This window comes from Microbulbifer maximicatervae (SeqCode), assembly GCF_052468095.1.
In genome coordinates this window covers 2740636-2761757 of sequence record NZ_CP174332.1, presented here as the reverse complement: position 1 = coordinate 2761757, position 21122 = coordinate 2740636, and the positions used below count along the sequence as shown (strand labels likewise).

The 21122-nt window shown below is 45.2% G+C and carries 17 protein-coding genes; 9 read left to right on the top strand and 8 right to left on the bottom strand.

Annotated features, from left to right (window positions below):
- Positions 1-203: 203 nt before the first annotated feature.
- Positions 204-650, top strand: a complete 447-nt coding sequence (locus tag ACJJIL_RS11830) for a GNAT family N-acetyltransferase (protein WP_445354410.1) — start codon at positions 204-206, stop codon at positions 648-650.
- A gap of 28 nt (positions 651-678) precedes the next feature.
- On the opposite strand, the gene ACJJIL_RS11825 is transcribed toward ACJJIL_RS11830, so the two are convergent.
- Positions 679-1575, bottom strand: coding sequence for a LysR family transcriptional regulator (locus tag ACJJIL_RS11825; protein ID WP_282933124.1), 897 nt, complete (start codon positions 1573-1575; stop codon positions 679-681).
- 117 nt (positions 1576-1692) lie between these two features.
- On the opposite strand from ACJJIL_RS11825, the gene ACJJIL_RS11820 reads away from it, so the two are divergent.
- On the top strand, positions 1693-2634 hold the full coding sequence (locus ACJJIL_RS11820; protein WP_444913565.1) for a peptidyl-alpha-hydroxyglycine alpha-amidating lyase family protein: 942 nt from the start codon (positions 1693-1695) through the stop codon (positions 2632-2634).
- A 31-nt stretch (positions 2635-2665) separates the two neighbouring features.
- Positions 2666-3022 carry a 5-carboxymethyl-2-hydroxymuconate Delta-isomerase gene (locus ACJJIL_RS11815; RefSeq protein ID WP_444913566.1) on the top strand — a complete coding sequence of 119 codons (357 nt, stop codon included), beginning with the start codon at positions 2666-2668 and terminating at the stop codon, positions 3020-3022.
- A 111-nt stretch (positions 3023-3133) separates the two neighbouring features.
- On the opposite strand, the gene ACJJIL_RS11810 is transcribed toward ACJJIL_RS11815, so the two are convergent.
- Complete coding sequence (locus tag ACJJIL_RS11810; RefSeq protein WP_444897551.1) at positions 3134-3898, bottom strand: SDR family NAD(P)-dependent oxidoreductase; 765 nt, start codon at positions 3896-3898, stop codon at positions 3134-3136.
- A gap of 139 nt (positions 3899-4037) precedes the next feature.
- On the opposite strand from ACJJIL_RS11810, the gene ACJJIL_RS11805 reads away from it, so the two are divergent.
- Positions 4038-4958, top strand: coding sequence for a LysR family transcriptional regulator (locus ACJJIL_RS11805; protein ID WP_444957466.1), 921 nt, complete (start codon positions 4038-4040; stop codon positions 4956-4958).
- Between the two features lie 244 nt (positions 4959-5202).
- On the opposite strand, the gene ACJJIL_RS11800 is transcribed toward ACJJIL_RS11805, so the two are convergent.
- The gene (locus tag ACJJIL_RS11800; protein ID WP_445359784.1) at positions 5203-5901 is read right to left on the bottom strand and encodes a hypothetical protein; all 699 of its coding nucleotides are present in this window, start codon (positions 5899-5901) and stop codon (positions 5203-5205) included.
- Positions 5902-6137: 236 nt separating this feature from the next.
- On the opposite strand from ACJJIL_RS11800, the gene ACJJIL_RS11795 reads away from it, so the two are divergent.
- Positions 6138-7385 carry a metallophosphoesterase gene (locus ACJJIL_RS11795; protein ID WP_445359783.1) on the top strand — a complete coding sequence of 416 codons (1248 nt, stop codon included), beginning with the start codon at positions 6138-6140 and terminating at the stop codon, positions 7383-7385.
- A 242-nt stretch (positions 7386-7627) separates the two neighbouring features.
- On the top strand, positions 7628-8341 hold the full coding sequence (locus tag ACJJIL_RS11790) for an ion transporter (RefSeq protein WP_445359782.1): 714 nt from the start codon (positions 7628-7630) through the stop codon (positions 8339-8341).
- A 54-nt stretch (positions 8342-8395) separates the two neighbouring features.
- On the opposite strand, the gene ACJJIL_RS11785 is transcribed toward ACJJIL_RS11790, so the two are convergent.
- The 3 genes from ACJJIL_RS11785 to ACJJIL_RS11775 all read right to left on the bottom strand — a co-directional run bounded on the left by ACJJIL_RS11785 (position 8396) and on the right by ACJJIL_RS11775 (position 10932).
- Positions 8396-9004: an OsmC-related (seleno)protein gene (locus ACJJIL_RS11785; protein WP_444957470.1), complete on the bottom strand. Its 609-nt coding sequence runs from the start codon at positions 9002-9004 to the stop codon at positions 8396-8398.
- Positions 9005-9154: 150 nt separating this feature from the next.
- Positions 9155-9610, bottom strand: a complete 456-nt coding sequence (locus ACJJIL_RS11780) for a hypothetical protein (RefSeq protein ID WP_444957471.1) — start codon at positions 9608-9610, stop codon at positions 9155-9157.
- Positions 9611-9858: 248 nt separating this feature from the next.
- Positions 9859-10932 carry a 3-deoxy-7-phosphoheptulonate synthase gene (locus ACJJIL_RS11775; protein WP_445358206.1) on the bottom strand — a complete coding sequence of 358 codons (1074 nt, stop codon included), beginning with the start codon at positions 10930-10932 and terminating at the stop codon, positions 9859-9861.
- A gap of 1624 nt (positions 10933-12556) precedes the next feature.
- Between ACJJIL_RS11775 and ACJJIL_RS11770 the strand changes: the two genes are divergently transcribed.
- Together ACJJIL_RS11770 and ACJJIL_RS11765 are read left to right on the top strand one after the other, a co-directional pair.
- Positions 12557-16114 carry a sialate O-acetylesterase gene (locus ACJJIL_RS11770; protein WP_445359781.1) on the top strand — a complete coding sequence of 1186 codons (3558 nt, stop codon included), beginning with the start codon at positions 12557-12559 and terminating at the stop codon, positions 16112-16114.
- 774 nt (positions 16115-16888) lie between these two features.
- Positions 16889-18190, top strand: coding sequence for an MFS transporter (locus ACJJIL_RS11765; RefSeq protein ID WP_444897543.1), 1302 nt, complete (start codon positions 16889-16891; stop codon positions 18188-18190).
- A 434-nt stretch (positions 18191-18624) separates the two neighbouring features.
- Here ACJJIL_RS11765 and ACJJIL_RS11760 read toward each other — a convergent pair whose 3' ends face one another.
- Both ACJJIL_RS11760 and ACJJIL_RS11755 read right to left on the bottom strand, forming a co-directional pair.
- A complete protein-coding gene (locus ACJJIL_RS11760) occupies positions 18625-18918 on the bottom strand; it encodes a hypothetical protein (RefSeq protein WP_444897542.1) in 294 nt (97 codons plus the stop codon).
- Positions 18879-19448 carry a nitrogen fixation protein NifB gene (locus ACJJIL_RS11755; protein ID WP_444897541.1) on the bottom strand — a complete coding sequence of 190 codons (570 nt, stop codon included), beginning with the start codon at positions 19446-19448 and terminating at the stop codon, positions 18879-18881. The genes ACJJIL_RS11760 and ACJJIL_RS11755 overlap by 40 nt, the downstream gene beginning before the upstream one ends.
- Positions 19449-20251: 803 nt before the next feature.
- Between ACJJIL_RS11755 and ACJJIL_RS11750 the strand changes: the two genes are divergently transcribed.
- Positions 20252-20965, top strand: a complete 714-nt coding sequence (locus ACJJIL_RS11750) for an aspartate/glutamate racemase family protein (protein ID WP_445359780.1) — start codon at positions 20252-20254, stop codon at positions 20963-20965.
- The last annotated feature ends 157 nt before the right edge of the window (positions 20966-21122 follow it).

Sequence of the window (21122 nt, the reverse complement as noted above, 5' to 3'; positions counted from 1 at the left end):
CCGGGAAGAATTATTCATCAATTCTTAATTAGCGCACTTGTACGAGTATCCAATATAGGGTTTCGGAGTTGGTTTAAGTAGTCGAATGTTTCATGTACGTCACGGAATAAGTAGCGAATAGTCCTTGTTGTCCCCTTTACTTCAATTGATAATCAGGAAGATAAATTTGAACTTGCCTTCTTTTGTACAGATTCACTCTCAAAATGATTAGAAAATACAATAAAAATGACTATCCAAGTGTGCTGGATATATATGCCCGTTCAAAACTCGATGAGCTACGGTTTGAAAGCCGGAGTTTCAATCTGCTGCCGCTGGATAAAGATCAAAAACGTTTGGCCCAGCTGATGGAGTCGGATATTTATGTGTACGAAAAAGGTGATGTTCTTGGCTATGGCGCGCGATATAAGAATGAGATTCGTGCACTGTTTGTGCATCCTTCGTTTAGAGGTCAGGGGGTAGGGCGGGAGTTGCTGGAGTACCTGTTAGGGGAAATCAGTGGCGCTGTACACCTGCAGGTTGCCAAAACCAACGACCCGGTGAAAAACCTGTATCGCAAATATGGTTTTGTGGTGACCAGGGAGCTGCAAACTACCTACAGCGGGGTCCCTGTACTTGCCAATGAGATGGTTCGCCCCCCCAGCGCCAACTAAATACACAAACGCCTATGCTACAGGAGTGTCAGCAGGCGTTGTTCTCAAAACATTCCTCCAGAAACCTCCAAAAGGCATCCAGCTTGGCGGAGGCGGCCCTTCTCTGCTGATACACCGCAAAAAGTGGCCTGCTTGATTGCTGCCAATCCGGCAAAACCTGAACCAAGTTACCCGCCGTCATATCCCGCTCTACCAAATAATCGTAGAGGCAAGCTATACCGGCGCCAGACAGGGCTGCTTGGTAGAGGGAATAGTAGTTATTACTGGAAAAGTAGGGCTTGGGGGCAATCGTGATCGATTCCTGCCCCTTTTGAAAAGTCCAGGAAAGTGGATCGCGGCTGTACTTGTAACACAGTAGTTGGAATTTATTGAGTTGGTCGGGGGAGGAAAAAGACTTAATCCTTGCCAGGTACTCAGGAGATGCTACCAGGAGCCGATCGTGCCGGCCGATTTGATGAGAGTAGAGCGTTGACTGGGGCTGCGCAGGTTGGGAGCGCAATGCCAGGTCAAACCCTTCACCGGTAAGATCCCGAAGCTGATCATCCAGAATCAGATCCAAACGGATATCTGGGTGCTCAGTTGTAAACTTCGGGAGCCTAGGTGCCAGCCAGAACTGCCCCAGAGCCGTTGGGGCGGTAATCCGCAACAATCCAGAGGGCTGCCCCTTGGAGCTGGTTAGGCGCTCTTCCACTTCCCTAAGATCATTAAGGACGCGCTCTGTGGTTTCCAGGTAGTCCCGCCCCGCATCCGTAAGGCTTTGGGATCGGGTAGTACGGTGAATTAGCCGAGTACCCAGTCGCTGCTCAAGCTGTTGGATGGCCTTGCTCACAGCGGACACCGTGGACCCCAATTCCCGGGCGGCACGGGTAAATGACCCCAATCGCGCCACCGTAGTGAACACCTGAATTAAGTGGAAGCGGTCCAAAGGAACCTCCAATAATTTCCTGGCAGGAAAAAGTGAATATCAAAATTATGCTATTAACGCATTTATAGGAAAAAGTCACAATATCTTGGCAGATCGACAAGTTAAGAAGGGTTTCTGATGAGAGTGATTGTATTGCTATGCCTGATTTTGGTTCCCAGCGCCTTTACGCTGGCCGAGGCACTGCCAAACAGCCAGCCATTTCACGTCAAGGGGGGTGATTTTAAGTTGCCAGTGGGTTGGCACTTTGGGGAGGTTGCGGGGGTGGTCCGCAGGGAGAATGGCCACTTTGTTGTGTTTCACCGAGGGTCTCATTCGCTGTTGGAGTTCGATGGAAAGCGGCGCTTTGTTCGCGAAATCGGTGCGGGACTGTTTGAAAATCCGCATGGTCTTCGTATAGACCATAAGGGCAATATTTGGACTACCGATACTGCCACGCACCTGGTATTGAAATTTGCACCTGATGGCGAAGTAGCCATGGTATTGGGGAAGCGAGGTGCAGCCAGTGAAGGCTGGTTTGATCGCGACTACAACTTGGTGCTGTTCGATCAGCCCCAAGATGTGGCAGTGGATAGAAATGGATTTATCTATGTGGTGGATAAAGGCAACAGTCGCATTGTAAAGCTGGATAAGAATGGCCTTTTGGTAACCACCTGGGGTGGTCAGGGGGAGGCCCCTGGAGAGTTTAATTTCCCTCACTCCATTGTGATTGATTCTGAGGGGCAGTTATATATTGCCGATCGTGAAAACCGCAGGCTACAGATCTTTGATTCACAGGGTAAATATTTAACTCAATGGCGTGGAATAGGTTACCCCTATGTCCTCTTTCTCAAAGGTGATGCTTTGTGGATGACAGATGCGCGGGCCGAGGAAGTGCGACAGTACGACCTGTCTGGTGATCTCAAAATGCGCTATCAGGGCCAGCCTGGGCGGGGACAAAAGCAATTTGGCTTTGTACATGGGATCTATGTGGATGACGACGGACTTTGGGTGTCCCATATCTTGAATTGGAGCATTAATCGCTTACTGCCAGCGGATACACTACCCGCTCCGGTCATGTAGCTTTTCTTTCAAAATTCACCTGGGAGTATTTATGCCTCACTGTGTTATCCAGTGTCCTTCTAACCTACTTGAGTCGGTAGATGTTGATAGCTTACTAACTTCTATCCATGCCGCTGCAGATCAGTCTGCACTCTTTGAGTCGGGGGATATTAAAGTTCGTTTGTTACCTGTCGAGCACTATTTGGTTGGACCTGAACCAGCACCGTTTGTACACCTGGAATGCAGTCTGCTTTCTGGTAGAAGTATTGAGCAGCGACAAAACTTGGCTCATTTACTAGCCAAGGCACTGTGTGCAGCCGTACCCGATGTGGAGATGGTTTCTGTAGAGGTCCGCGAGATTGTGCGGGCTACATATTGTAATCGCGCTGCATTGGAGCTTGCAGTGTAGCTTATTTCCCGTGTTTAAGAGTGCCGGGGTGAACTACAAGAAAGCTTCGGCAAAAGGTACTCATTCGCACAAGTGGAGGGCTTGGCCCCCACTTGTGCACTTTCAAGCCGGTTAGAGGCAGTAGCCCCCATCAACCTTCAGGTGTGCATTTCGCATACCGACTGAGTGATCTGTGGCCAGGTAGTGGATTGCTGGCACTATGTCATCTACCTCAAGCGCCCGGCCCAGTGGCGTTACCACCATACTCTCTGAGAGACTTTGAATGTCTGATTGGCTCATGCCGGCTTTTTCCTGGATTTCGGTCAGGGTGATTCCGGGGCGTACGCTATTTATACGAATTCCCCTCACCGCTAACTCCGCATTCAGGACCTGGGCATAACCTTCAATGGCAGACTTACTCGCACTATAAGCGGAAGTTCCCGAAAAAGTTTTCTCTACGGCAATACTCGAAAGCAAAACCACGCTGGAGGGGTTATTCATCACCGGTAGTAATTTTTGCAGCGTGAAAAAAGGCCCCTTCACATTGATATCAAAAGTGTGATCGAAGAGGGCTTCATCGGTTTCCTCAAATATCCCAGGCTTGAAAATACCGGCATTCAAGATAAGGGCATCCAGTTTAACCTCATCGTTTTGTAATTTGTTTCCCAGTTGCTCAATTTGGTCGAGTTTTCCACTATCACATAGGTGGCATGTCAGTTGGCCGCTACTCCCAAAGAGGCCCGCGATATCCTCGGCTGTTTGTTCCAGTTTTTCAGCGTTTCGGCCCGTGATGATGACTTGCCAGCCCTCGGATAAAAAGTGCTTAGCTGTTGCGAGTCCAATACCGGCAGTGCCACCAGTGATTGCGATGGTTTTTGTTCTCTGCTGGTGTCCCATAGATCCTCTCTTGCGATTGTAATGGTGCAATGAATGGCAGTTGCCAAGATTAGGCTTAGGAGGATATGTTGTTAGACTGGTATCAATAAGGCACCGTTAGGGCAACACTTTGGTTCTAATTTGGAAGCAATGAGGCAGAATGCAGCATCTACATCAATACTTGGGACATTTGTACGTCTTCCGGTTGGTCATTGAGCAAGGCAGTTTTCAGGGGGCTGCTAATCAGCTGGGCTTACCTCGCTCATCAGTCAGCAAGAAGCTGGCACAGCTGGAGGGGTTTGTTGATCAGCGTCTATTGCACAGAAGTACGCGGCAATTGCGCCTTACGGATGCCGGTGCTGCTTTGTTGGAAGCAACGGAGACTATGGCTCAGCTAATGAGCAATACCGAACACCTGATCCTCTCCCAACAGGATGAAGCTGTTGGTAGAGTTAAGATAAGTTGCTCTACCTTAATGGGGCAGCGGTACTTATTGCCATCCATACCACTACTAAAGCAACGCTACCCAAAAATTACTTTTCAAGTGAACTTAAGCGATAGGGTTGTGAACTTACTGGATGAAGGCGTTGATATTGCCATTCGCACGGGACACTTGCCGGACTCTTCATTGGTAGCGCGCCGAATAGGTGAAAAGCGTTGGGGGTGGTTTGCCAGCCCGGATTATTTGGCGAGTTGGGGGGAGCCTAATTCTCCAGATGATTTAAGCCAGCATCAATGCTTAGTGTTTAGTAACCAAACAACAACCATTGACCACTGGCACTTTTCTAACGATGGTAACGAAATAATGACCATTGCCATTGATCCGGCGATGGTGGTCGATGATGGCCGTACATTAGTTGAATTAGCTACAATGGGCCAAGGTATAGTTATGATTGATCCTCTTCTGGTGCGCAGGGAATTAGCGGAGGGCAAGTTGATATCTATCTTTCAGCAATGGAGAAGCCCTGAGTTGCAACCGATCCATCTAGTGTGCTTGGGAAGGTCTATAAGAAGTAAAGCGGTAGAGGTAGTTTGGCAGGCATTGGTTGAGGGCTTGCAGAGGGATTTAATCCAGCCTTAAAAGCAAATATGGCAGGGTTTTACGTATCATCTCTTTTGTTCTTTTGAATTTCCTGAAGCTTCTTTCTTTTTAATTCTCTTTTCTCTTGGTAGTAGCGCTTGTCGACATATCTAAGCAGTAGCCATAAGACAAGCGCAGCATCAATACCAAACAGGTATCCTTTTCCGTACATGCTATATGCGACCTTCTGCTGGCCAGATTGATACTCTATTCAACCAATCTGGCCTTTTTAGAAACCTGATTATTAGTAGGCAAAATAGGGTAGGTAGGAACTCCAGTCGGTCCATACGAGCCGCTGTACAGTTCTATTCACACCATTGGTTTGCATATAAAAGTTCCATTGGCCCGTTTCCTTAACACCTATTACGTTTTTATTTTGCAGATTAATGGCCGCAAAGTTTGATTGAATCAAAATATAACGATTAGGGGCCAAGCCGCCAACTTTAGAGGCATCGATCAGCTGAGTGACATCAGTTCGTAAATAGCTGCTCTGTGCGCTGGCAAATACACTGAGAGGTGTATTATTGATAATAGTTTGATTTACCTGGTTGTAACTATTAAAGGGATGGGGCTGCAAGTGTCCCATAGAGAGCTGACCACCACCCCAGTCAAGAATGATTAAGCTACAGCCAGTTTGACGCTCGGTTACCCAAAAATCCGCATTTGCCATATTGGGCCGTAATAGTGCGGTATACCGATTCACAGAACTGTGTCCCCGCGTTGGGGTTGTGAGAGCCTGAATATAGATTCTACTGTCGTTATTTGGTGCACCTGGGCCGATATTGATATTTCCCAAGTTGAGTGAGAATGGAACTCGAGCCAGCTGCGTTTGATGTCCAGGTTGGAGGCCGACTTGCAACCGATAATTTTGTAGTGCAGTTTGCGGGTCAGCTTTCAGTTCTCTCAAAGCATTACGAGAATTTAGTTGATCTTGCAGCGGCATAGCTTTGAACTCCATTTCATTTATGCTTGGCATAATACCGCATATTTTTGGCTGTTTTCACCGTATTTTTCTTTTCAAATTTACTCGATTTGTATTTGGTTGATAGAGAGTTTCTATTGAATTAATTTGTACTGGGGTACAGGTTAAATTTTGCCATGATTTGAATGATTTTGACTCAGAAAATCTTTGTCTTGATAATGTTCGAATTGATTCAGGTTATGTTAAAGGGATTTTTTGTGGTCAGAACGGTTGTTAAGCGAGCTATCACCTTATTTTTCATCATATTTATTTTTGGGGCAGCAGGTATAACCTACCTGCTAAGTGGTAGTAAGGTTATTAAAACTACAGGACAAGTCTTTCAAGGGATTAAGATTCCTATTGGTGATTCGGCTATTAGATGGCGTGCCGACTTGAGTAGAGTTGCTGAAAACCCGCTTCTAGAAAGGATGCAGGGGCCGGTGATCATTCAAAGCACAGATGGTTATATTTCACGGTGGTTCTGTGACGATAAAGTTAAAGAGCAGAGGTTCCTTTCTAAGGAAATTGTATTGGAATGTGGGGGCGATCAAAGAACTTATTCTTTGAGGGGTGGTGAGGTTGAGTTTGTCCCCTATGATGGGGTAAGCCCTATTGCTGTGGTGAGTGACTTGGAAGGAGATCTAGACTTCTTTAAAAATTGGGCGAGAAACCTGGGTATTATTGATGCCAATGGAAAATGGACTTATGGCTCAGGCCAATTAGTGATTGTAGGTGATGTCTTTGATCGGGGGCGATATGTTTATGATTTGCTCTGGTTTATCTATCATCTTGAGGAGCAAGCGGCCAATAGTGGTGGAGCTGTACATCTTCTACTAGGAAATCATGAACAGTATGCATTTACTTATAGAATTAAATCTGTAGAGGCTGAACACTTATGGGCTATAGAGCAGTTGAGGCCATATGATCAAGCTTTGGCAGAAGATACAGTTTTAGGAGCTTGGCTAAGGAGTAAAGATGTAATACTGAAGCTTGGATCAGTACTTTTTACCCATGGAGGTATAAGCCCTCAGGTGCTCAAGCAGGGGCTGAGCACCAGCGAATTTAATGATGCCCATAGAGCCTATTTAACAGGGGTCAAGATAGATAATAGCCTGTTAGTTGGGCCACACTCTCCAACGCAATATCGTGGCTATGCCTATGCGATGGATCAATATCCGGAGGCCGATCAGCAGTTAGTTAATGCTACTATGGAGCACTTTGACGTAAGCTATATTGTGGTAGGTCATAGCCATCAGGAAGAATTGGCTTCCAAGTTCCAGGGTAAGGTGTACTTGGTGGATAGCACTTTGTATGTACCAAAAGCACTGGTCTTTGAGTCGGGTAAACCAGTAATTCGTAATACTGGCGTAGTGCGTAAAAGTTTTATTGACAAAGATACAAAGGAAGAGCCATTTGATGTTCTAAATACTGTACATTGGATGGCTTTTTTGGGGATATTTTTGTAAGTATGCCTGTATAAAAAAGAGCATTTGAGGTCGTTGTTGGGAGCTGAAATAGAGTGTTTAGACCGACTTTTTGGTATTGGTATGTTTCAGCTCCATTAAGCAAATTGCCTATCTAATCATGATTTTTATTGTTTGGTGTATCGCTTATAACTTACAAAATGATAAAGCCAAACATGTATGTACATTAGTAGGTGGTGTTAAAATACGGTATATATTCAATATGATACGAGCTGGGTGATTGTGTGGAGCAGGGTATTAGAAAGCTGGTTGATAATTATGAGAGCAAAGAGGGGCGATTTTTTTCCATATTTATTCAGTGTCTGATAGTTGTATCGCTAATTTCTTTTTCTGTGGGTACTATCCCTGATTTAACACCAGAACAGAGAGCTGTATTGGATCACTTCGAATTGTTCTCAGTGATTGTGTTTACTTTGGAATATATATGTCGCGTGTACGCGGCGAGAAATAGAATGGGCTTTATCTTCAGTTTTTATGGTTTGATTGATCTTATGGCGTTCTTGCCATTTTATATAGCTTCAGGAATGGATTTAAGGGCGCTTAGAATTGTTCGCTTATTTCAAGTGTTTAGGGTTTTAAAGCTGTTGCGCTACAGTAAGGCAGTTGCTCGATTTAGCCGTGCATTTCGTATGGTTAAAGAGGAGCTGGTATTGTTTGGAGTAACAGCTCTGATCTTGCTTTATTTGTCATCTGTAGGTATCTATTATTTTGAGAGCGCTGCTCAGCCGGAACAATTTAAATCTATCTTTCACAGTTTGTGGTGGGCAGTTACAACCTTAACCACTGTGGGTTATGGTGACATGTATCCAGTTACTCTCGGTGGGAGAATATTTACTTTCTTTGTGCTTTTGATTGGTTTGGGGGTGGTTGCAATTCCGACAGGTCTTGTCGCTTCTGCCCTATCTAAAGCCCGGATTGAGGATGTAGAAAACGATTAGTAACAAGCGCTAATAGGGTATGGCCTCTTCGCCTGTGAGGCCATTCCAGGGTATTTAATTGAACTCAATCGATTTACTATTGATAAAGAGCTGGGTATCAACGGGTGTAGCACTGGAAACGGTTTGAAGTGACATACAGGCCTGTCGGCAACAATGCATAAATTTTACAAGTTTTTCTTCTGGCTCATCACTTTCAACAATCAAGTGTATTTCCACTCTATCCCCCTTGCCAAAGACTTCTTCCGGTTTGATACCCCCAAAATTCAAAGTGGTTGAGAACTCAGTTTTTTGCTCTAGCCTTACACTTTTTAATTTGATCCCGCCAAGTTTAGCCAGCATTTCGATGTGAGACATCATGCAAAGGGCTAGCCCTGCAGAGAAGTACATAATTGGAGATGGAGCGCTGCCTCTACCGCCGACGGCTGTGCCTTCATCACAGATAAGCTCCCATGTTCCACCATTAGGAACGTTGGAAAATATGGTGGCTTTTTTTAGGTGATGCCCCTCAGGCATTTGTTCGACATTAATATGAGCGTGAAACTTCAGCAGCTCGCCTTGTTTCACCTTATCGAGATGAGGGGGAGGGAAGGTTACTTGGTGTGCATCCTCGTCCAACTTGCGAACGATGGTAGAACTCGACATTTCCCATTGAATTGGGTCCATTTCGAGGCTCCTCTGTTTTTGTGTCTCGACTGGAGGGTCGAGTAGAGTTGATTTGTGCACCCCTGCGGAGTTGGGTGGCAACAGCTTTAACAAAGGAGGTTAGGGTGAGAAGGGCTATATCCCCACTTGTGCCTTAAGAGTACTGGCTCTTTAGTCCAGTAGGGGGAGCGCGGTAAAGAGCGCGAGTTCATGCGCGTAGGCCAGTGCATCATTCTTGGAGTGGAAGGCCTGCGCCTGGATACTATTGCTACCGTTATTTTGGCGGGGGACCAATATTACCTGCCAGCTGGAGTGGCTACTTTTACGGTCTGTGGTATGGGGTGAGTAGGAGACAACCTTAACCCCCTTGAACGCCGCTAGCGATTGCCTCTCGGTCCAGCTATGCCAGAGGGCTTGTCTCTTGGAAACATAGCTTTTTGATTCTCCATCAATGTAATGTGTTGCCCGAAATGAGAATGTGATTACTGCGAGAAGAGTGCAGAGAGCGGTGGCCAGCCAGGAGATGGTGGAGCCCCCATCGAGAGCAAAACTTAGGCTGACAAGTAGCCAGGTCAGAGTAAACCCACCAAAGATATAGATTGGTACTTTGTTGGACTGCAGTTCCATATGTGCTGCTTTCCTATTTCCCATAAATGTAAAATTAGGTGCCAGATTTCAACCTCAGTTAGTAGGCCGCTTATTTTTATTTAGCTGATTGAAGGAAGCATACGACAGCTATCTGTTACGGCAGGGCAAAAGTACTCTTTTTGTAGGGTCTTTATCAAGTGGATAGCGTAATTTGTAGGGAGATCAAGCTGTGGCGGATATCTTTTCGGTAGGAAAGAGGCCCGTTATGGGCCTCTCCAGGGGGAGATCTAAGAGGAGCGTGCTTTAAGGGCTTCGCGCAGCTGTTCGGCCATGCCTAACAGCAGGGACTCAGTAGTTTCCCAATCGATACATTTATCGGTTACCGAAACGCCATACTCCATATCGCTCAGGTTTGGCAGAATTTTCTGGTTGCCGGCTTTCAGGTTACTTTCCACCATAATGCCAATAATCGACTGATTGCCATCGAGGATTTGGTGAGTCACATTGTCGACCACCAGGGGCTGTAATTCGTGGTTTTTATTGGAGTTGGCATGACTGCAGTCGACCATAATGTTTGGCACGATATTGGACTTACGCAGCTCCTGCTCGCACATTGCAACACTCACTGAATCGTAATTTGGCTTGTCATTGCCCCCGCGAAGTACAACGTGACCGTATGGGTTGCCTGCGGTGTGGATAATCGCAACTTGACCGTGCTTATTGATGCCGAGGAAACGATGGGGGTTGGCGACCGATTGAAGGGCATTGATAGCCACCTCCAGGCCACCATCGGTACCATTCTTGAAGCCCACGGCAGAGGATAGGCCGCTTGCCATTTCCCGGTGAGTCTGTGACTCTGTGGTTCGCGCGCCAATGGCAGACCATGAAATTAGGTCCTGCAGGTACTGAGGGGAGATTGGGTCTAGTGCTTCTGTTGCTGTAGGCAGCCCTAGCTCGGCAACATCTAATAGCAGCTTGCGGCCAATATGCAGCCCCTCCTCAATCTTGAAGGAGTCGTTCAAGTGAGGGTCGTTGATCAAGCCCTTCCAGCCAACAGTGGTGCGGGGCTTCTCAAAATAGACGCGCATTACAATTAGCAGGGTATCGGAAACCTTGTCCGCAATCGCCTTCAAGCGCTTGGCATAATCCATTGCGGCGTTCACATCGTGAACGGAGCATGGCCCGATTACCACCATCAGGCGGTGGTCTTTGCGATCTAGGATGTCGCGCACGGCGGCGCGTCCTCCAGCGACAGTCGCCTCGGCGGCATCGCTAATGGGGAGTTCTGCTTTCAGCGTCTCCGGGCTGATCAGTACTTCCTGGGAGACAACATTTAAGTCGTCGAACTGCTGTGTGGTCATGGCGTCTTCTGGTTTCTCTATTCCTTAGTGCCGCGCTGCACCTGCAGGCGGAGTACCTATCCTACTTTGCCATCAAGAATAGGGCGAGGGTTTCATTTGCAACCAAATAATTGGCCTTCTTTTGGGATGGCCATTTACTAGCGCCCCTTAGACAGGTTGGCGCAATGCGTTAGTAGAGGGTGCCCATTGCCGCCATCTTTAGCAGCCAAATGGTGACAGATGGCATTAGCGCTTCTATGGAGTATGCAGTCAGAAGCGCAGTATTCAGAGGGCTTCTTACAGAGTAATAGCTGAAAACAATTCGCGAGTGCCTGGAGTGGGTGGCACTCGAGACAAGCCGCGGATAATTTTGATTAAGGATGCTCGATAGTTAACGTCACCGGGCGGTATTTGTACTAGCTAAATTAGCGATTTAAATCATTGAGTAAGCTACACGGGCGCTGAAATTGGCGGGCAAGCTGTCTGTGAATCCCTGGATTATATCTGTGTCTAGTGCTCGAGAATAGAGCCGGCTATTGCCTCCTATATGAGTCTCAAAGCTTCCCCATAAAACAAAATAATAAACTGATCAGCTATGTCTTGCTTTTCAAAAAGGGCTCGCAAGTCTTTTCAACTAATTTTGTAGTGATCGCTAACATTTATGAGAGTAGCAATTATCATTTCTGAGCATTACAGATTCTAATTTGATGAGAATCTTCTCTGCTAGACATAAAGGTGTTCTTATATAAAATTGGGCTTTTTGTAGGAGCTACAATGTAGTCAAGTTGATGATTATTGCGAATAAATTTTCTTTTTTCGGTGCGGATCGTTTCCTACAAAATGTAGAAAATTGGCTCGCCTTTTCTTTGTAAGGGGTTAGGGTTTCGTATTGTGCAAAAATAGGAGTATTAATTTTTGTGGGCACTCACCTCTATCCATGTGATCAATAATTACTTTTTGATTGCGAGTGAAAAGAGCATAATTATATTTTCAATCTTTTGAAGCTGGGGTTGTGTCTTTTTCCTGTATTGGTTAAGCAAAATTTATACCTTCTTACTTTTAATTGACTAGGCTGTGTTGTGAATAACTAGAGAGGTTATGCCCAAAGCCTTGTAAACGATTTACTGCAAGAGCCTTGTTTATAATACTGTGATATGGTTTGCAAAACCTGAGAGATAAAGAAGCTTTTTTTAAGTGCGACTTGGTTAACCGCCTAACCTGTCTTGTCGTACTCTTTCTGGTATCAAATATATTTCCAACATTGGCAGCAAGCTTAGGTTCCAGTGTCCTGGTAGGTATTGAAGTACTCAAGGTATGCCTTAATTGCTTGATGAATGAGCATGGGAAGCTAATTCAAGGGAAAGCTAAGTTAAGTGCACTTATAACGCCTTGCTTTCGTTACATAGCTAGTTATCAAGCCTGGAGAGAAGACTGATAATTTTCTATGTTCTATAAATAGCCAATAGATTTGTAAGTCTTGGTAGTCAAAAAGAGCCGTCGTGGAAAAGTTAAGTAAGTCAATAAGTTTTAGTGGTAGCTTTAATTTTAAGTCAGGGTGACTCAATCAAAGAACTGGTTCACGGTACCCCCGAGGAGATACGGATAAGCTTCGTTTGTTAATTTCAGTATTTCTAAATGACAAGTAATGTTTATACGTATCAGCAAAACAAATCGCTCCGAAAAGGCATTTAAGGCCCCCCTCGTATTATTATTAAGCGCACTACTTTTTGGCTGTGGTGGCGGGGGTAGTAGTAACGATGAGACGACACCGCAAGAGAACACTGGCGGTGGAAATTCAGGCGGTGGAAATTCGGGTGGGGGAGTGGTAGATACCCCGGATGAAGGTGATGATTCTAACACGCTGCCCATTGCCAATGATCAGTTGGTACAGATGGCCGCACACGGCCGACTTGCAAAATCTATATTTCTTGCTGCGTATGATGAAGATCTGGATTCTCTAGAATATTCTATTCAGTCGGAGCCGGCGCATGGCACTTTAGCAGGAAGTGGGCGTCGTTGGGAGTACCTCCCTGCAACAGACTTTACGGGTACTGATAGCTTCTCATATCTAGCGTCAGATAGTAGTGGTGCTAGTAATATTGCCACAGTTACTATTGAAGTTGCGGCAAATGATTGTGCCAGCGATTTCCTGGATGGACCAGCTGATAGCCTTCTGGTGCATGTTCCGTCTCACTTGGAATTCCGTGATGTAGCGGGTGGAAATTCTGTGATTGTTGAGGGTACTGCACTAACAGAAAGTGCATCTTCGGATCCAGATGTAGAAGGGCGCACAATGTTTGTCAGTCGCAACGACTTTAATAATGCAGACATGACGGTGGCTCTTCCTGAGAAAGATGGCCTCGCGCATTTTAGCTTGTCTTTTAAGTTCATCCCGGATAGTACTGAAGGCGATGAAGTGATGGTGAGATCAATTGCCGATCCTAATGGTGATAATAACTCCGGCAGCTTTTATATAGGTATCAGTGATGATGTTGTTGTAGGGCAATTGGGAGGCCAAGACAGCCAGCAGTTTTCTAACGCAGAAAGTACTTTAAAAACCCGTAGCTGTAATCATGTCGCAGTTACGGTCGACAATGGCACGCTAACCGTGTACGTAAACGGTGAGGCTTCTACTTCGATATCTGTTGATGGTGATAGCTATCCTTACTTGGGCGACATGCTGCAATTTGGGCCCTTTGCGGGAAAAATCTGGGATGCGCGACTCTATGAGCGTGTGCTGACATACGATGAAGTCATGGACCTGGGTGGCAGTAAGTGCAATGAATCCATGATTGCTACCAGCCCCTATGATGGTTACAACAACTATCTTTGTTCAACGTACCAGTGCCAATGGTGGTCGGATGATACCGACAAAACCATGGCTAATTTTGAGCATTATATTGTGGCTCAAGAGCGGGTATGGGAGAGGAATATCTTTGAAGCCGGCATGTATGGAAAAGGCGAGCTTTGCACTTACTTCAGTGATGAAGGTTCCACCCGTGATTTAGAACTCAATGACTCAATCAGTAATACGTTCGTTAAGAATTACACCCTGGAGGATAATCCGCTTACGCAGTCTAATGCCCAGCACTGGATGCATGAGAACTTCCACTCCTATCAGGGTAAGCTAAACAGGGTCACAGGTGAGTCCAGTGGTAAGTACACCCTGGAATCCTCCGCAAGCTGGGGCGCGGATCACAATATCCCGGGCGTTAAAGACAGCTTGCTGGGTTACTACACCCTCCACCCGCATATTACCCTTTGGGCCATTCAAGACTCTCCCGTCGATCACCAATATGGTTATGACTTTAAAGGCGGGCATCAGTACGGTGCATATATTTTCTGGTCTTGGCTGACTAATTATGCTGTGAGTAAGGATCTGATGGGAGGTGTATTCCGTGACTCCAGGGATGGGCTCAACGACCTGGAAGCAGCGGATGCCTATCTAACAGCACAAGGGCACGATATGAAGGCCCTGTTTGCAGATTTTGCCGCACAAATCACGACCTGGGATATGGTTGAGAGTGAGGCCTACCAGGTGTCGGAGGCAGCCTCTTTGAGTCGGATGTTGAGTGAGCACCCTGATGCCAGCACCCACGATAATAAGTACACTCAAACATTTGACCAGGAAGGGACGGGTAACAGCTGGACTGATATGGATACCGGTTTTGTACCAGGCTCTTGGGCTTTTAATGCCTTTAAGGTAGAAGGTATTACTGAAGACAGTAACTACACCGTTGCGGTTAGGGTTGATGCTGAAAATAACCCAGCTCATGCGGACTTCCGTGGTCGTGCAGTGGTTTACAACCCATCTACCGGCTCTCGTAGTTATTATCCATTTGATATTGATAGCTCCGGGGAAGATTCAAGTACCGTAGTACCGGTACCTGCCAATCATGAACTCTATGCTCTCGTAGTCACAACTCCTGACACCTTCAGGGGTTTTGAGTTTTATGATTATGATTTTGCTATCTATCCATCTGGTGGCGACGTAAATACCGATCCAGTGGGTGATACTTCAGATGAGGATGTTGTAAAAGTTGTGGTTATGGCAGGCCAGTCCAATATGGAAGGCAACAACACCCGGTTAGATCGCTTGCAAGAGCTGATTTGCCATGCCAATGCAGATTACACCTACGGCGATGTCGACTGTGGTTCTACGGCGATTAGTGATGACCAGATAACAGAGCAGTTTATCAATAATAGTGATTCGCTAGCCGATTATAACCAGAGACTTAGCGATGATAACGAAGATCCTGTGGTGCAGAAGCTCGGGCAATTCCTCTGCCGTGCAGGCAGTCTCGACTCCCATACAGGTGAAACCTGTGATAGCCGTAACTTTGATCTGACTGACCGACTCTTTGCCACCATCAGTAGATATTACTTCTCCTCTAGCGATGGCTCCTATGGGTACAACTACGATGCCTGGATGCAAATGAGTACTGCTATGGAGGTAGCTGAGATTTATACTGATGGTCACCTGGACGCAGCTCTTGAAGGTGCACGAGACGATATTACTGTACTGCAGTATCAGGGTTCATTGAATGATACCGGTTCTCTCTCCTTCTCTGAGCGCCATGGTGAATTGTTCCCCAATTACGGCGTGTCAACTAACCGCTATGGACCAGAGCTCACTTTAGGGCACTACCTCGGTGAAGAGACTGAGAACGATCTGTTACTTTTAAAAGTGGTTCAGGGTGGTACTGACCTGAGAGTTGACTGGAAGGTCCCTGGCTGCCATGACTCCGCCGCTAATGAGTGGACCCAAGATGAGGAAAGTCAGGAATCTCTTTACACTGCGATGTTGGAGAAGATTGAGGCCCTGAGCGACCCTGAAGTTTTGGCTGGTTACTTTCCGCAGTATGAAAATAAGTCGATTGAAATCGATAGTTTTATCTGGTTTCAGGGTTGGAATGATGGAGGGCAAACTGTAAATGAAAACAACTATGAGGCGAATTTGACCTGTCTGGTGAATGGCCTACGGGAAGCGCTAAATGATTATGACTTGCCCATTGTTATTGCTAAAAGCCACTATGGTGATGCCAGTGGAGCTATCCAGTCTGCCCAACAGTCTGTTGCAGACAACATCTACAATGTTGAGGCTCATGAAACGGATGATCTCTCAGGTTATTACCATTTTGATCCAGCGGCGCATTTAGCGATAGGTAAGAGAATGAAAGAAGAGATGGATAACTTACATTGATTTAGGACTCATTTACAGGGGTTAAGTAGTGGATAAAACCATCATTCTTAAGGTTTTATCCGCTCTGGCTTTGCCTTAAAGGCTTACAAGTTAACTCCAATATACTCTCAGGTTGCCTTGCTTTGGTATATCGCTTTGCCTAGGCCAAGCGAGGTACCTAAGACCTAATTTAAGTCGTTCATTCCTCACATTATTACAATTCCTTCAGCTCATCGCTGCCTTTTTCTGGACCGGGAAAGGTGGTAGTGCTACCAGTAGAATTTTCCCTGATTAATGGCACTTACTACTCGTAGCGAAGCAAAACAAGCTTTACTTTATTTTGTGAAAACGCACAGCCCGACTAGAGTTTAATCTTTATATATGCGGCTAATTATTTACTTCTACAACTGGAGGCGAATGACATATGGGAATTTTGTTAAAAATTTTCGAATTACTCACCCTCTTCAGATATTCAAGTTGATACTGTGAGCGTTGGAGTATTGAATCACAAGGGGCAAATTGATCTTTAACATCTCGTGAGTTGTATTTTAGGAATCCTCACTTCCTAGGTGTGAAGAGTTAATAGTTTCTATCCTAATAGAAAGTTATGAATATCATTTGTGAATTGATCTAATCGCAACCCTTAATACCTAACATGGATTCGTGAGGTTGTAATTGTACTTGTATGTAATCGTGCTGACCCATCACAGTAGGTTAGAGTATGAATTTTAGCTAGGCATAGCCATAATTTATTGCTATGCGATGGCGGCGTTTCAACCAGGAATGGTGATAAAGATGAGCAGGTCGGTACATGCTTTAATAATTAAGTTTGGTCTTGTTCAGGCTGGAATATCAGCTATAAGTGGGATGATTGCTCCGATTATATTCTTGTTGTTTATGAGTAAAGGAATCGAGCTTCATGAAATGGGTATATTGTTGGCAGTAGCAACAATATCCACTGTTGCTTTAGAGGTCCCGTTTGGAGCGCTTGCTGATAGATACGGGAGAAAAAAGACCTTTATAGCTGGCGAGCTGGTTCTACTGTTTGTAGTGATAGGTTTTTGGTGGTCGTCTAGCTTTGCGGAATTGATTGTATTTATGATTCTTAATGGATTGTCTATAGCTCTTTTCTCTGGAACTATTGATGCACTTTTTGTTGAGCAGTTTAAAGTGGTTTCTAGAGATGGTGAAACAAACTTGATGGAAGCCCAAGCTTCAGTAAATATTTTCCAGATGATTGGCTTAGCTGTTGGGGCAGTATTTTCAGGACTTATCCCAGTATGGTTTTCATTTGTAAGTGATAGCTACGATTTTATAGGGTTTTATGAGGTGGGTTTTGTCTTTCTTGTTCCTTTAATATTAATACATATGCTTTGTACTTTCTATTTTGTTGGTGAATCAGATTCTATGGGGGAGCCAGTTGGTTCGAATTTTTTCCGCGAGGTTCACAGTACCATTAAGAGTGCTTTTGATGTGATTGTTGAGAATCCAGTCTTTAAACCACTTTTATTAATTGACTTCATAAGCGGGGTCGCGTTCATTAGTTTAGAGCAACTTTGGCAGCCAATGCTTTCTACTTTAGTCGACAGCAAGGAAAGTCTTTGGTTGTTTGGTATTCTATTTGCGTTAAATTATGTTTGTATGGCGGTAGGGCAGGGATGCTCCATTCCCTTGTCAAGAGTTTTTAAAAATAATTATTCGAATATGCTATTGGTGCTTGAGTTCTGTACAGGACTACTATTTTTTATATTTGCAATTCAAAGTGATTTGTATGGTTTTATAGTTGTATATTTACTATTGCATGTTGTTGTTGGGATTTCGATGGCTCCAGGATCGGCAATGTTTCACGAGAAAATTCCAGAATCTAGAAGATCAACAATGCTATCGGTGAAATCTTTAATTGCACAAGGGGGTGCGACGGCAGGGGCTTTAGTGGCAGGGTATACAGCTCACTATTTTAGTATTTCTATTGCGTGGTCTATTGCTGGATTTGTGTTTATTATTTCCTCTTTCCTTTATCTATTGCCGTCTATCTCGAACTTGTCAAAAGATATGGCTATTGTGCTAAACAAGAGGTTTCAGCCACAACCCGAGTAGTACTTTCTGCGCTCAATAAAAATCTGAGTTGATGGTATGTAAATAGCTATCAATATTTTATTGATATGTGGGCTCTGAAATCTGGAATGTGCATTAATTGATGATGAGAATCTTCCTATATCCAAGTTGTATATCTCGTGCGTATAGCAGTTCATTGAATCTAGTGAGTCTCTGAATAATTCCTCAAATTAATCCAGGAATTAGAAATTAATCCAGAGAAATTAATCCAGGACATCCAAAGAACATCCAAAGAATGGAGAGTCGGAAGCTAGACAAGAACTTTTTCGCCACCACTTGGTAGCCGGTATATCTGTCTCAAAATAGATGGCAATTTGGCGTTAAAAGATCATTTTGGGAGTCCATAGGGAATCAGGTGGGGTGTAGAGTCGGGAGCGATGGAATCTAGGGGCAGCTGATAAGCGGATTTCTGTAATCTAGCAGGGGGCGGGGCAAAGAAAGCGCTGGCAATCGGGCAGCCCGTGTACCCAGCGTTTATTTTGCTGCGCACAGACCTGGCGTACCGCTTCCGCCGAGCCCACCAAGCGTTTAAAGCGGCTTTCAAAATTGCGGTTTAGGTAGAGCCAGTGTTTTGGCGAAATACCCAGCCGATTTAAAATAGGTGGGATGTTTTCGGGAATAGCGCCGCGCTTTTTAGGGTGCAGCTGCCGGCCACTCCAGTCTACCAGCTCTAAATAGTGATCCAGCTGAAAAGGCAAGCCTTTAGGCATATCCCGGCGCTCTCCGCCCACCAGCGGCAGTAGGCTTTTGGGCTGCTGGCCTGAGATGGCTGTGTGGATGCGTTGCTGGATCGAAGTGTAATCGGATTAGCGATACTAGCACGGATAGGGTTGAGGTCCACGTAAGCCAGGCAGGCGGCAAGGGCTCTTTCATCCAGCAAGGCCTGAGACTTGAAAAGCCCTTCCCAGAAACGACCGGTGCAGCTGTCCTCGGCATTGGCCTGGCGGGCGATGGACTCGTTCAGGCAGCGCATAAACCAGCTGATATCGACCAGGCGTTCGCGCCAAAGGGATGTCACCTCCTGAAGTTTTTCCAGCTCGACGGCATCCAGGGCTTCACCGCGAAGATAACGTTTGCTTAGCGCAGAACCTTTGAAAAGTTGTTGCCAGCGTTCAATTATCTCGATAGTGGACCATGAGTTTGCTGTGTAGGTATCGATATAGAGCACAATATGGGTGTGATTACTCATTACCGCATAGGCAGCGATATCGAGAGCAAAGATTGAGGCCAGCTTATGCATCCTGGCCTCAATCCACCGGCGTCGGTGCTCATAGTCTTTTTCGGATTAGCATCCCTACCGCAAAGGAACGCTCTACGCACACAGCGGGAGACACAGTGATAATAGGGTGTCGCATCGAGAGAGATTTGCGTGCTGCGCGGAAGAGTCATGGATTTTTATCTTTGACTCCAGTATTTTGATCATTCTGCCTGTGTTGTGTCAATTGACTTGACGCTTTAAGCTTCTACTTTGGTGGGTGTCCAGAATTGTCTCGATACCACCTACAATGTTGAGGCTCATGAAACAGATGATCTCTCAGGTTATTACCATTTTGATCCAGCGGCGCATTTAGCGATAGGTAAGCGCATGAAGGAAGAGAGAGATAACTTGCGCTGATTAAAAATCATACTCGATAGCAAGTGCGTAGATAAGGCCTCCCTGCTGAAAGTCTTATCTACGCTCACCTAGCCCACAAAGCTAAAAAACCAGTATTATCCCTTCCGTTTATCTTGTCAGATTTTTCAAACCATACTGTATCTCGCTCTAATAGCATGATATCAATAGCGCTATACTCAAGTAGTTAATTTGCCCCATCAAAAGGTGCGTACTTCAGCGTTTGAGATAGGCGTTACATTGATTACCTGTGTCTTCAAAATTACTTTTGCTGAAAAATTATGTGAAGGGAATATTGATATGGGTAGAGATGTAGCCTTTGGGTTTTAAGTTTAGTTACTCTAAAGTGAGTATCGATAGTAGTGCGTATCATAAGGGACCGCCACAATTCTAAGTGGCGGATTAATTCTAATAGATAGAAGTTTAGTAATATGAAAACCTTGCCTAAACATATAGGTATAGTTGGATGCTCCGCAGAAGGGGCCGCCCTTTGCTACAGAACAATATGTACTGAAAGCTCCAAAATTTTGGGGGAGTATGCACACCCGGAAATCTCCATGCATACTCACTCTTTGGCAGACTATGTGGATCGATTGAATAACAGCGATTTGTTGGGTGTTGGTGACCTAATGCTTTCTTCAGCTAAAAAGCTCAAAGCGCAGGGTGCTGATTTCTTAATTTGTCCAGATAATACCATTCATCAGGCGTTTGAGTATGTAAAAGAATTATCACCGCTACCTTGGCTCCATATTGCTGAAGTTGTAGCAGAGAGTGCGAAATCTCGCGGTTATCAAAAGCTTGGTATTTTAGGCACCAAATGGCTGGTGGAAAGTGATGTTTACCCAAAGAAAATTGAAGGGCAGAACCTTGGTTGGCTGCGACCTACAAATGAGCAGGTACACAATATAGACAGCTTAATTATGGAAGAATTGGTCTGTGGTGTCTCGGCGCCAGATTCAGTAACTTACTTTCAAGAGGTAATTCAAAGTTTGAAGGCTAATGGTTGTGATGCCGTTATACTTGGGTGTACAGAAATACCACTAATAATTAGTGACTCCAACTCCCCTCTGCCTACCTTGAACTCCAATCATTTATTGGCGGAGGCAGCAATTAGGTTGGCTGTTGGATTTGCAGAATATTCCTAGTAAGCGCAATAGTGGGTGCTCGATCGGCATTTATCATATATAAAGCGAAGCTCTAATGTATGGATTTAGATGGCAGCAAAGCAAAAAACCATTTCACGGATAGGTTAGTATGGCTTTTGCTGCTGCCTGTATGGAAAATACGGCGGAAGTATCATAC

Excerpts from the sequence above, each read along its gene's own strand:
- ACJJIL_RS11820 (WP_444913565.1), top strand. The coding sequence starts at position 1,693 with ATGAGAGTGATTGTATTGCTATGCCTGATTTTGGTTCCCAGCGCCTTT.
- ACJJIL_RS11760 (WP_444897542.1), bottom strand. The coding sequence starts at position 18,918 with ATGCCTAAAGGCTTGCCTTTTCAGCTGGATCACTATTTAGAGCTGGTA.
- ACJJIL_RS11805 (WP_444957466.1), top strand. The coding sequence starts at position 4,038 with ATGCAGCATCTACATCAATACTTGGGACATTTGTACGTCTTCCGGTTG.
- ACJJIL_RS11810 (WP_444897551.1), bottom strand. The coding sequence starts at position 3,898 with ATGGGACACCAGCAGAGAACAAAAACCATCGCAATCACTGGTGGCACT.
- ACJJIL_RS11775 (WP_445358206.1), bottom strand. The coding sequence starts at position 10,932 with ATGACCACACAGCAGTTCGACGACTTAAATGTTGTCTCCCAGGAAGTA.
- ACJJIL_RS11750 (WP_445359780.1), top strand. The coding sequence starts at position 20,252 with ATGAAAACCTTGCCTAAACATATAGGTATAGTTGGATGCTCCGCAGAA.
- ACJJIL_RS11830 (WP_445354410.1), top strand. The coding sequence starts at position 204 with ATGATTAGAAAATACAATAAAAATGACTATCCAAGTGTGCTGGATATA.
- ACJJIL_RS11800 (WP_445359784.1), bottom strand. The coding sequence starts at position 5,901 with ATGCCGCTGCAAGATCAACTAAATTCTCGTAATGCTTTGAGAGAACTG.
- ACJJIL_RS11780 (WP_444957471.1), bottom strand. The coding sequence starts at position 9,610 with ATGGAACTGCAGTCCAACAAAGTACCAATCTATATCTTTGGTGGGTTT.
- ACJJIL_RS11770 (WP_445359781.1), top strand. The coding sequence starts at position 12,557 with ATGTTTATACGTATCAGCAAAACAAATCGCTCCGAAAAGGCATTTAAG.
- ACJJIL_RS11785 (WP_444957470.1), bottom strand. The coding sequence starts at position 9,004 with ATGGACCCAATTCAATGGGAAATGTCGAGTTCTACCATCGTTCGCAAG.
- ACJJIL_RS11815 (WP_444913566.1), top strand. The coding sequence starts at position 2,666 with ATGCCTCACTGTGTTATCCAGTGTCCTTCTAACCTACTTGAGTCGGTA.
- ACJJIL_RS11765 (WP_444897543.1), top strand. The coding sequence starts at position 16,889 with ATGAGCAGGTCGGTACATGCTTTAATAATTAAGTTTGGTCTTGTTCAG.
- ACJJIL_RS11755 (WP_444897541.1), bottom strand. The coding sequence starts at position 19,448 with ATGCATAAGCTGGCCTCAATCTTTGCTCTCGATATCGCTGCCTATGCG.